An 11,942-nucleotide genomic window follows, 5' to 3' on the forward strand; every position below is an offset into this window, starting at 1 on the left:
AGGCAAGTATCCGCAGGCGTGATGCCGCACCTACGCTCCGGCGCCGGATCGGTGTGCCTGGCCGTCCTGATCATCGCGGTCCTCATCATCTCGGTCCTCAGTACTGCCCGGCCTGCAGAGGCAATCGTGGAGGCAACTGCGCCGGGCTACGTCGCGGTCGAGGGTGGCAGCGAACACTCGTGTGCGTTGCGAGATGACGCCAGTGTCGTCTGCTGGGGGAACAACCGAGACGGGCGGGCCGACGCGCCGACGGGGAACTTCACGGCAATCGCCGTGGGCTTTCGGCATTCGTGCGCGTTGCGAGATGACGCCAGTGCTGTCTGCTGGGGGAGTAACCGGCTCGGGCGGACCGACGCGCCGACGGGGACCTTCATTGACCTCGCAGCGGGTTGGTTCTATTCGTGTGGTCTGCAGAGCGATGGCACCGTCGCCTGTTGGGGGAGCATCCACGTGGGGCAGGCCGACGCGCCGACGGGGACCTTCACGGCAATCGCCGCAGGCGGATCACACTCGTGCGGGCTGCGGGATGACACCACCGTCGCCTGTTGGGGGAGCAACCTCAGGGGGCAGGCCGACGCGCCGACGGGGACCTTCACGGCAATCGCCGCAGGCGGATCACACTCGTGCGGGCTGCGGGATGACGCCACCGTCGAATGCTGGGGCGACGATGAGAAGAACCAGGCGACGGCGCCGGCGGGGAGCTTCATTGCCATCAGCGCCGGCACAAACCACTCCTGCGCGCTTCGCGTCGAAGGAAGCATCGCGTGCTGGGGCAAGTTCTTTGCAGGCCAGCAGCCGAGCGAAGTGATCGATGGTCAGTGGACAGCCGGAAACAGGGTCTTCGTGCCGGCCGAAGCACCCGCAGGCACGTTTTCGGCATTGGGCGCCGGCGCGGAGCACGCGTGCGGCATCGAGCGAGACGGTCCATTGGTGTGCTGGGGCCGCAGTCACTTCGGCCAGGCCGACGCGCCAGGAGCGCAATTTGAGGCAGTCTCCACTGGATACAACTTCGCCTGTGGCCTGACCATCCACGGCGCTGCGCGTTGCTGGCACTTCTCTGCGGACGCTGGCGACAGTCTGACCGCTGTGCCGGACGGCACCTTCATCACACTCGCGGTCGGTAGGAGAGGCTTCGTCTGCGGGGTGCACAGCAACGGCGCCGTGGAGTGTTGGGGAACCAACGACCGAGGACAGCTCGATGCACCGGTCGGTTCGTACACCGATGTCGTCGCTGGCGCTGAGCACGCCTGCGCGCTGCGCGACAGCGGCACCATTGCGTGCTGGGGCGACAACAGGGCAGGACAAACTGATGCGCCGGCAGGCACCTTCATCGCCCTCGCCAGTGGCAAATATCACACCTGCGGCCTCAGGCCCAGCAGACAGGCAGAGTGCTGGGGTACGGGGACGTTCGGCCAGTTGCGCACGCCGCGCACGCAATTCGAGTCAATCGGAAGTGGCCCATTCAGTGATCACACGTGCGGGATCGGCGCCGACGGCACATTGACCTGTTGGGGCTTCAATTGCGACGGGCAGGTCGAGGCGCCGAGTGGCGCGTTCGACGCAGTGGCGCTCGGACACTGGCATTCATGCGGTCTGCGAACGGACGGCACGCTGACGTGTTGGGGCTACAACCACCGGAATCAGGCCGAGGCGCGTGCAGGTTCGTTCGTTGACGTGAGTGCCTCTCTTGCGACCACGTGCGGTGTGCGAGGCGACGGGACGCTGACGTGTTGGGGTGAGTTTTACCTTCAGATCCGTTGACACGGCCCTATGTCGCTAGGGAGATGATCCGGCGGTGCCGAGCGCGCGTTGAGTGGACTGTGCGGGCGTCGAGACCACGATGACCACAGCGTCCGGCGCGATCTGGGCGATCTGGGTTCTCAATGCCTGGTCAGCGGGATCTGCGGAATCCACGATCAGGATCTGTGTGGGCCGGTGATCGGTCAACACCTTCGCGGTTGCGTCGTCGAGCATTCCAGGGCTTGCGTAGAGCACGGCGCTGTTATCGAGCGCTGCTGCAATCGCGGCGGCGATGCCGACATCGGCAAGCGCCCAGCCGTTTGCGATCACCGCGGTGGTGGCACCGGCTCGGAATGATTGCTGTGCCGAGAGCGTGGCGGTCTCGACGCGCGTCGCGCCTCCCAGGCGCTGCGGCGTGGTGCCACCTGCGGCCATCTGGGCTTGGGTGGCGACGACATCGCTCAGCGCAGCCGCGCCGCCCACAACCAGGATCCGTTGGGGCTCGTGATCTTCGAGGACGTCGCGAGTGGCGTCGCCCAGCGACCTAGCCGTCGCATACAGCACGGCGTCGGCGCGACCCGACGCCACCGCGGACGCAGCGGTACCCACATCGGACAGCGACCAGCCGTTTGCGAGCACCACCGTCGGGGACGCCACTTCGGCGAGCACCTGCTGTGCGGCCAGCGCGGCGGTGTGGATCCGGTCGGTGCCCGCCAACCGTTCCACCTGCACTCCCTCGGCCAGGCTGCGCACCTCGTTCTCGATGCTCGCGGCCAACGCAGCCGTGCCGCCGACGAACACGACTCGTTGCGGCTGCTGCTGGGACACGACCCCCGCGGCGTCGCTGCCGAGCGCGTCCGCCGATTCTGCGAACACCACGGCGTCGCCCAGTCCGGCTGCGACCATGGATGCCGCTGTGCCCACGTCAGAAAGCGACCCGCTGTTCGCGACCACCAGCACCCCGGCGAGAGCGCGTTCGCACTCAAGCTCCAACACCAGACCCAGCTGTGGCGGCGGAACCTCCAATTCAGGGGTCTCGACGAACGCAGTCGACGGGTTTCCTGGTGCGTGGCATCCATCCGCCTCGGCGCGAACCTTCCACAGACCCGCCACGACATCCCAGCGGAACTGGCCCTCGGCACCGGTCATGTCCGGATTTGTGCCGTTGACGGCGGGATCCATCAGCACCGAGCCGTCGGCGACGGCGTCGAAGTCGACGGCTACGGTGCCGGGATTTTCACGCAGCAGCGTCACCGTGGCGCCGACGACTGGCTTGCCGAACTGATCCACGACCACGCCCGACGGGTCGATATAGACGCTGAACTCGACTGGCTCGGATGCTCCGTCGCAGCGTACGGTGATCGTGACCTGCGCCCGGCCTGTGATGTTGAGTGTGTCAGTCTCCACCGAGCCGACATAGGTGCCCGATCCAGACGGTGCCTCGATCAAACGGACGCCACGGCCCCTTGTGCCGTCCGGCTCAGCAATACGCGCGGAGGCCCATCCGCCGCTGCATCCGTTGTGGCTGATGGTGATCGTGTCACTGGCCCCGAACGTGGGGATCCCGTCCCGAGACGACGACCATCCGCCGACATCGGTGCCCTCTGGTGGGGCCACCGGCGACGGAATAGCCACGAGCTGTGCATCGATGCCGCCCGCGGCGCTGCCAGCGACAACCGTGACGCTGTCAGCGTCGTCTCCCGAAGAGCGAGCGTCGTAGAACTGCTGCACATGCCACGGAGACGAGAACTGCACCTTGTGCTCGCCTGGCGCCGCCGCAATCCGGTACGTACCGTCCGCTGAAGTCACTCCCGCAAAACTGAACCTCAAGAACCTCGAAGCGCTCACGGGTGCGAGCGAGATTTGGACATCGCCCAGTGGTGAGCCCCCCGAGCTGACAGTGCCCGAGATGTAACCCACGTCGAGCTGAGCGTCAATGCCCTCGGTCAACTGGCCGTCGGAAACCGCCACAGCGTCGTGTCGCGAGATGCTGCCGAACAAGATCCGGTTCGTGCCTGCACTGAGCAGCGGAGTCACATAGGAACCGTCCGCGGCGGTCAGCACCCGATTACCGGACCAGCCAAACGCCACGGGGAAACCGGCAATGGGCGCGTCGGCGCTATCGGTAACCGTGCCGGCAATTCGGCCGCCAGTCGTGATGACGACGTCGACATGGCTGCTACCACCATCAGCCAGGGTCACCGATTCGAGTTCCGTTCCCCGGTCCGTTGCGATTTCATAGCTGCCCCCAGGCAATCCCGTGAATTCGAAAGAGCCCGACTGCGTCGCGCGCGCCCGCAGACGGCAAGTCGACCTCTGATCCTCGGTTTCCCGTGGCTCGCACAGCGAGACGGATACACCGGTAACGGGCAAACCGAGCCAGTCAGTGACGCTGCCCGAAATGGTGCCCGGCCGCGACAGTTCTGCGTCGAGATTCGACACCGATCCCGTCTCCGGGATCATTACGGAGTCCGTGGGCCCAACGTCGTTGAAGATGGGGTGATCGTCGTAGGCCTCAGAGACGTAGCTGCCGTCAGTCGACACAAATGCGAGTTGCAGAGCCGCGCCGGGGCAGTACGCAAAGCTGTAGCTGCCGTCGTCGTCGGTGAGCGCGCGGAATTGCGCATTCGACAGACCCCACGGACTCGAGGAGAGAAAGGGGCTGGAGATGACGTCGATTCCTGCCAGGCCTCCGCCGGCACCGTCCGCGACACGTCCGGACACCACAACCGGTTCAGCCAGTTCGTAGTCGACCACGACATCCTCGCTGTCGACGATGACCCCGAGCGTTCGCGAGCCGTGTACTTGGCCATAGGCACAGGTGGAGAGATACGAATAGGGTTCGGGCAGATCCGACGGGAAGACCAAGTAGTAGGTTGCAGCGGGCAGAGCCGGTGTCTCGTAGTGACCGTCGGCACTGACGAGGAGTCCGAGCGACGGCAGGGACACTTCGAAATGGTCACCCCTCACCGTGTAGTCCCCAGTGGGCGGTGCCTTGCCATCTGCCGTGATGCGACCCGACAGCACGCCGCCGTCAGCGAGCGTCGCGTCCACGCCTGTCGTGTCGGCCCACCTCCACGCGCGAAGGCGCGCCGTCGCGAGGTCGCCTTCAGGATCCCAGGCCAGGATGATCGGCGTGGGGGACATCGGTTCAGCAACGGTGAGTGACCAGTTGCCGGATTCGTCGGTCGAGCCCTCGGCCAAGAGCCGTGCACCTACGGGCCACGGGCGTCGCGGATTCTCCGAGGGATCCGAGTGCGTTCCCCCGCAATCGCCCGATTGGCAGAACACGCTGACGTTGATGCCACTCAACGGAGCCCCGCCGTCCTCGGCTGTGATCGTGCCTGAGAAGGTATGGGTGTCGCCGGGCTCTGCACTGACGGCAGACACGGCGCCGATGACTGTCGCGCCCAGCGCGACCAGGGCGACCAGTATCGCGGTCGTCCAATAGCGCTTGGCCTTGGATTCTGGTCGTGTGCCGTCGCTGGTGCTTGGTGTCATCTGAACCTCCGCTGGCGCGCCGGACCTTTGCATTATGCAATCTCGGCCGACGGGCCGTGAACGTCATTCACTGATGCTCAAAGTATGGCTAGCCCTCAAGCCTCGCAGCATCTTGCGTGCCCGGGACCCATGGCACAGCTCGCAGACGCCTTCCGACAGCGAGGACATCCCCAAGACTCTCGCCTCATGGCAGGCCAGGCTCGCCCGAGCCGTCGCCGTTGACCGCTGTGAGGTAGTCGCGGGGTTCTGCGCGCTGGGGCATGAGGTGCGCGGCGCGCTGCCAATCGATGCGAGCTGCGTCGTTGTCACCGAGGTAGTAGCGGGCGATGCCGCGCCGGAGGTACGCGTCACCGTTTGCGGGCTGTGTGGCGATCAGCGATGACAGTGTTCGATTGGCATCCGCAGCGAACGAAGGTTGTCCCGCGAGCCGGAACGCCTGAAGCTGGGCGTCGGCGAGCGCCAGCACGACAAGCTCGTTGCCGCGGTTGCGCTCAGCGCCATCGCTGAGACGCTCGACGCCGCGCAGCACAATCGAGACGTCGGGCGCGGCACCCACGAGTTCGCCCATGAGCGCATAGCTCGCGTCATCGAATGGCCGGTGCGAAGCGGCGCGATCGAGGGGTTCGTACGCGCCAGGGATCGAAGACGCATCCAGCGCCTGTTTGTACAGACGGTCGTTCCGCAGCACGGAGACCGAGTTGACGACGAGTGCAGCGGCGACCGCGACCGCCGCGACCGCTGCGGTGCGCGGCATCGACCGGACTGGGAGGGCGGTGTCGGCGACGAGGAACCCGATCATCAGCCACCACACCGTGTCAACCGCTGGGTGCGCGAACAGAACCAGTTGCTGCAGTCCATATGCCATGACGCCGGCTGCGAGCGCGACCAGCCGCCAGTCGCCGCCGCGCACTGCCTTCAATGCAGCGACGCCGACAGCTCCCAACAGCACCGTGAACAGCAGCCCGGCGATGCCCCCGAACGACACCGCGAAGTCCAAGACGCCGTTGTGGGCGCGGTCCACCACCGCGGCCCGTCCAATCTCACGGATGGTCTCGTCGCTGACGCGTTCGCCGAAAGCGACGATGAAGCCCTCCGGCCCCACGCCCAACACCGGATTGTCGCCAATGGCCGACACAGCGACACGCCAGATCGCAGCCCGCTCGCCGAAGTCAGCGACGGCCTGGTGCCACCGGCCGGTGAACGCCGATCCGGCCGCCGCGGCCAACAGTGCGGCCGCTGCAACCCAGCGAAATTGTCCGCGCAACCGCATGGCGGCGACGGCAACGACGACGACGCCAGCAGCAAGCCACGCTCCGCGGCTCTGCGCCGCGGCGATGCCAACCAGTGAGAGGCATGCAGCGCCAACGCCTGCCCACCGCCACCAATCCTGTCGCAGCCACGCAGTGGCCGCCAGCGGAGCGACAAGAAGCATGAAGCCCGCGAACGCGGCCGGATTGCCGAGCGTTGAGCGCACGCGGCCATGGAACTCGATCAGATCGCTGTCCACTTCGACGCCGGCGAGTTCTCCGATGCCCACCGCACCGACCACGATGACCGCGATGACCACAACACGGACGAGAGCGTCCGTCGCGACATCCCCGTGCTGCCTTCGAAGCGATAGCCCCACAGCGAACGCAGTCGCGAAACCGAACCATGCCAGCATTCCCTCAAGCCGCAGAGGTGCACCCAGCACCGAACGCCACACAGTCCCGCTGAGGACGGTCGCGAGCACCATCAGCACGCCCAGCACGCCCGCAGATGCGCTCCAGGCGCCCCAAGGAACGACGAGCGACCCAGTCCGACCCAGTGACAGTGCCAACAGCGCTAGGCCGGCCCCGACGGCTATCACCTTGACGGACAGGTAACCGCTCCACCCCCAAGGATCGAAGACTGCACCGGCACCGACAACCACGAGAGCCAGTCCGGCGAACAGCACTGATCCAGACTGCGATGACTCGCGCCGCTGTCGAGGTGTCGGTCGCGCGCTAGCGGCTGTCACCAGAGCAAACCCACGTCTTCCACTTGCATATGAATTGCCGCGCAGTTACGGTGCGCTGCCGTGTCTCTGCTGGAAGCGCTTTCACGAGATACCGCCATGCTTACCAACATGCGCGCTGTGAATGGTCGGTTCGCAATCAGAGCGGAAGTCCTGTCCGCGTGGCATTGCAGATGACGCTACGAGACGGCGGCGACAATTTCATTCTCGGCACTTCCTGTGACGTCATCGACGGCGGTTTGTGGCTGGGAGTCGGTCAGCAGCAATCCGTCAACATCAGCGCGGGCACCTACGACCGCAACCGGGATGCCGCGAGCGAGTGGGTCTCGAGCGGGAAACGGCTGCACGCCTGGTGCAGGTACTGGACCGACACGAGTTTGGTGACGTACCCCGGCGTCGAGCAATCAGAGCCATGCGAAATCACCGGTAACGAAAGGGCGAATTGAGCCATGCGCGAGTCAGATGCGATGTCACCCGGTGACGCCATGAGGCGCTCGAGATCATCGAACCGACGGATCCGGTGGCGGCGACGGGCAGCGGCGGGTCTCTCGTTCGTGTTCCTGCTGGTTCTCATTGCGCCCGCTGACGTCGGTGCAGCGGTGCCGTCGCTTCCGCCCAATACCGGGTGCGATGGCGATGCAGTGGTCGCCAAGCTGTCGGTCATTGAGGACCGGGCGGCGGCGAACATGCTCGCCGAGACCGTCCGGAGCCTGACACGAAGCGGGCGATGCCTCCTTGACGCCGGCGATCCTTCGACGGGACACGTTCCCGCCGGAACGCGCCAGCAGGCATCGGGGGCAGACCGCGTCTACGTGGTCGGGGGGCCAGGCGCGATTCCAGATGCATGGCTGACCGGGACGTTGGGTGTCAACAGCTCGACGAGGATTGCCGGTGGGAACCGTTGGGAGACTCAGGCTGAAGTCGCCAACGCCATCATTCGACTGACGCTCGGCCAGCCGCTCGAGCCCTACAGCGGGTCACAGGCCAGTTCGCCGACGCTGCCGCCCAACACCGACTGCACACAGCACACGGTGCTGGTGAAGCTGAACGTCGTCGAGGACCGGGCAGCGGCAAACATGCTCGCCGAGGCGCTCGATGTGCTCCAGACGATCAGCGCCTCGGCCCGCTGTCTCGTTGATGTCGGCGATCCGCAGAGCAATCAGGCGCCGGCGAGCAGCAGCCGCGACGAAGCGAACAGCGCTGCCACCGCATTCGTGGTGGGCGGCGCCGGCGCCATTTCGGACTCGTGGCTGAACCGACACTTCGACATCCCGACTCCGACTCGGGTGTCGGGATCTGACCGCTGGGCGACTCAGAAGGCCGTCGCCGATCTGATCATCGAGCTCGCACGTGCGACCAGCTCGTCCGGCCATGACGCCGGCGACGTCGGCGGCGGCGACGAGCCCGGTGATGCGGACGCCGAGAACTAGGCGCACAACGAGGACGGAGGCACGAATCCAATGACTTCAGCCACACGAACCAGCCATCGGCCCTCGTCACGTCGCCGAAGGCGCATGGCAATCTCCCTCATCGCGGCGGCGCTCTTCGTCACTGCCGCTCCGACGCTGGCCGCCCCTCAAGTTGCCGGAGCACAGACTGGTTCGAGCAGCTGGGATGTCTTCGACAACCCGGACCTTCAGGGTCCGGCCGCGTCGTGGTTCCCAGGTCAGGCCGGTCGGGGGTACGGGTCGAACAACTACCGCTACACCTATGCCATCGGCGGCGATGCCAACGCCGTGAACACCGCTGTGTGGAATCTCGGCAGTCGGGCCGGCACCCAGGAGCTCCAGGTCTTTGTGCCGTGCGAGCACTCGGTGGCGACGGTGCGTTACGAGGCGAGGGGCCCCGGATTCACCCGCCAGGTCGCGGTGAATCAGGCGAATGAGTGCGGGCACACGGCGTGGACCTCGCTCGGCCAGTTCGACTTCGGCGGCGGAGCGGCGTCGGTGACACTGCGCGACAACAACTCCGACCAGCATCACGACCGTGACGGATTCCCGCGCAGCGGCTTCGGTGTCGACGCAATCCGCGCACGTTGTGTCTCGGGCTGCAACGGCATGACGATGACAGTTGGACAGACGGGTTGGCAGGCCTTCGACAATCCGGACCTGCACGGCCCGTCTGAGTATTGGTATGCGGGTCAGGCCGGTCGGGGGTACGGGTCGAACAACTACAGCTACACCTATGCCATCGGCGGCGATGCCAACGCGGTGAACACGGCTGTGTGGAATCTGGGCAACCGGCTCGGCACTCAGGAATTGCAGGTGTTCGTGCCCTGTGAGCATTCGGTGGCGACGGTGCGTTACGAGGTGAGGGGCCCTGGGTTCACGCGCGAGGTTGCGGTGAATCAGGCGAACGAGTGCGGGCAAAGGGCCTGGACGTCGCTGGGCCAGTTCGACTTCAACGGCGGCGCGGCGTCGGTAGTGCTGCGCGACAACAACTCCGACCAGCACTACAAGCGGGTCGAGTTGTGGCGCAGCAACTTTGGTGTCGACGCCATCCGCGCCCGATGCGTCTCCAACTGCAAGACGACGACGCAGATCACGGGCACGCCTGCCGCTCCCACGAACTTGCAGGCCACGTTCTTCAACTGCGCGGAACATGAGCGTGGATGCGTGAGATTCACGTGGTCGCCGCCGTCGCTGGCAGACGGCTCGTCGTACACCGGCTACGAGTACGTGCTGTCGCGTGCAGGTCGCAGTTGGGATGAGTCGACGCAATTCACGAGCCATGGACTCGACAACGCGCTGTGGGACACCGCCTACACGTTCGAGATTCGAGCGGTCAACGGGAGCGTTATGGGCCCAGCGGCGCGCGTGTCGATCACGACACCGGGAGCTCCGAGCCAGACGACTTCCGATCGCATTTCCCCGGCCAATCCACGCGACTACCCCCACGGCGAAGGCTGCGGCGGCGTAGATCCCTGGAGCTTCTACGCAGGCCAATGCACGTCATATGTCGCATGGCGATTGAACGATGCCGGCATCGGATTCTCCAACTCGTACAGCAACGGCAGGCCTCGCACTGACCTCCCACGCCGCTGGCACCCAGGCGCGAACGCTTGGCTTCACATTTGGAGCAACGCCGAGAACTGGGCCGGATCTGCAAGCGGTGTCGGCATACCGGTCGACCAGAATCCCTCACGTGGCTCGGTCGCGCACTGGGGTCAGGAATGCAACGGCAAGTCGTGTGCCACCGACCGTGTGTACGGTCATGTTGCCTATGTGGAGAGCGTCTCAGCCGATGGCAACCAGATCACCATCTCCGAGATGAATTTCGCAAGACCTGCGTGTCACCACCGGACAAGGACGCTGACCAGAGGACAAGCCAGCTGGCCCGACAACTTCATCCACTTCGAGCAGGCCAACCCCTAGGAGCACGGCAGGCCACAGCCTCATGACAGCGCTGGCGTAGTCTCGGCACGGCACTAGGTGCAGCTTCGAGCTGGGGAGTGGCGATGATGCACATGCGGCCGGCGTTTCGTTGCCGCGTGGTGACTTGGCGACGGGCCGCGGCCGGGTTGTGTGTCGCGGTGCTGGTGGCTGCCGACTTCGCGCCGGTTGGCCCGGTGTCGGCGCAGTCGGGCGGTTCTGGTGTGGTGGTGATTGCGAATGGGTGGTCGGCGCCTGATGCGGGTACCGCGGCCCCGCTGGCGGGGCGTTTGGGTGGCGTGATGCTGTACGCGTCGACGGAGTCGCTGGGTGCTGCGACGGTATCTGCGTTGGGCACGGTGTCGCCGTCGCGGGTGATCTTGGTGGGCGGTGCAGCGGCGTTGTCTGCTGAGGTGGAGGCTGAGGTGAAGAGCCTGCTGCCGGACGCGGCGGTGGAGCGTCTCAGCGGCGCGGATCGATATGACACCGCTGCGCGTGCCGCGTCGATCGAGCCGGCGGTTGCGCAGGGTCGTCCGGCCATCTTGGCGAACGGCTGGTCGCCGTCTGATGTTGGTACTGCGGCGCCGTTGGCGGCGAGGCTCGGCGGCAGTGTCCTGTACGCGGCGAGAGACGTGCTGGGGGGTTCGGCTTCCTGGGCTCTCGAGCGGTTGGCGCCGTCCCAGGTGATCATCGTGGGAGGCACGGGGGCGCTGTCGGGCAACATCGATACCGCTTTGGCGGAGCTGTTGCCCGATGTGCCCACCCAGCGGTTCGCTGGTACAGACCGCATCGACACTGCGGCGCGGGCCGCGCTGTACGGAGCCCGCACCGGGCTGCCCGTGGTGATAACGGATGGCTGGTCGACGCCAGATGTGGGTGTGGCCGCGCCCTTGGCGGCGGCGCTGGGCGGCAGCGTGCTGTTCTCTTCGGCCAGCGCACACGAAGGGCGATCGCACGCGCTCGAACAGCTGGTTCCTTCTGAGGTGGTGCTGGTCGGCAACTCGGTGCTCAGCGACGGCCTGGCCGAGGACCTAAATCGGCTGCCGCTGGACACGCCGCGGACCCATATCACCGGCGCTGACCGGATCGAGATCGCCGCCGAGGCCGCCCTGCTCGCACACAGCCGCGTACTCGTCAGCCGCTACGACCCCCCAAGCGACCCAGTCGAGGATCGCCCCAGCTTGAGGAACATAGGTCGCACAACATATGACGACGAAGGAAACAGAGTCGGTCCGCTTCAGATCAACGGCCAACCGTTCGACCGCTCGGCGTTTGCCGGACGCGATGTGCTGCTGTGGCTGTGGTCGCCGTTCTGAGGCCTTTGCCTTCGCCAG

General features: G+C 66.0%; 7 protein-coding genes. 5 read left to right on the forward strand and 2 right to left on the reverse strand.

Annotated elements, in window-relative coordinates; all coding sequences use genetic code 11:
• Window positions 1-21: 21 nt before the first annotated feature.
• Entirely contained in the window at window positions 22-1,761 is a 1,740-nt protein-coding gene (locus ACOQPH_RS16795; RefSeq protein ID WP_420622458.1) for an RCC1 domain-containing protein, read from the forward strand.
• 15 nt (window positions 1,762-1,776) lie between these two features.
• Here ACOQPH_RS16795 and ACOQPH_RS16800 read toward each other — a convergent pair whose 3' ends face one another.
• Window positions 1,777-5,241 (reverse strand): cell wall-binding repeat-containing protein, encoded by a 3,465-nt coding sequence (locus ACOQPH_RS16800; RefSeq protein WP_420622459.1) that lies wholly within the window; start codon window positions 5,239-5,241, stop codon window positions 1,777-1,779.
• A gap of 184 nt (window positions 5,242-5,425) precedes the next feature.
• Window positions 5,426-7,177, reverse strand: coding sequence for an O-antigen ligase family protein (locus ACOQPH_RS16805; protein WP_420622460.1), 1,752 nt, complete (start codon window positions 7,175-7,177; stop codon window positions 5,426-5,428).
• A 233-nt stretch (window positions 7,178-7,410) separates the two neighbouring features.
• On the opposite strand from ACOQPH_RS16805, the gene ACOQPH_RS16810 reads away from it, so the two are divergent.
• The 4 genes from ACOQPH_RS16810 to ACOQPH_RS16825 all read left to right on the forward strand — a co-directional run bounded on the left by ACOQPH_RS16810 (window position 7,411) and on the right by ACOQPH_RS16825 (window position 11,924).
• Complete coding sequence (locus ACOQPH_RS16810; RefSeq protein WP_420622461.1) at window positions 7,411-7,683, forward strand: hypothetical protein; 273 nt, start codon at window positions 7,411-7,413, stop codon at window positions 7,681-7,683.
• Window positions 7,684-7,686: 3 nt separating this feature from the next.
• Window positions 7,687-8,667, forward strand: coding sequence for a hypothetical protein (locus ACOQPH_RS16815; RefSeq protein WP_420622462.1), 981 nt, complete (start codon window positions 7,687-7,689; stop codon window positions 8,665-8,667).
• Window positions 8,668-8,751: 84 nt separating this feature from the next.
• On the forward strand, window positions 8,752-10,611 hold the full coding sequence (locus ACOQPH_RS16820; RefSeq protein ID WP_420622463.1) for a CHAP domain-containing protein: 1,860 nt from the start codon (window positions 8,752-8,754) through the stop codon (window positions 10,609-10,611).
• 116 nt (window positions 10,612-10,727) lie between these two features.
• A complete protein-coding gene (locus ACOQPH_RS16825) occupies window positions 10,728-11,924 on the forward strand; it encodes a cell wall-binding repeat-containing protein (protein ID WP_420622464.1) in 1,197 nt (398 codons plus the stop codon).
• The last annotated feature ends 18 nt before the right edge of the window (window positions 11,925-11,942 follow it).

The sequence above is a fragment of the Candidatus Poriferisodalis sp. genome, assembly GCF_965221945.1.
In the GTDB taxonomy this organism is placed as follows: Bacteria; Actinomycetota; Acidimicrobiia; order Acidimicrobiales; family Poriferisodalaceae; genus Poriferisodalis.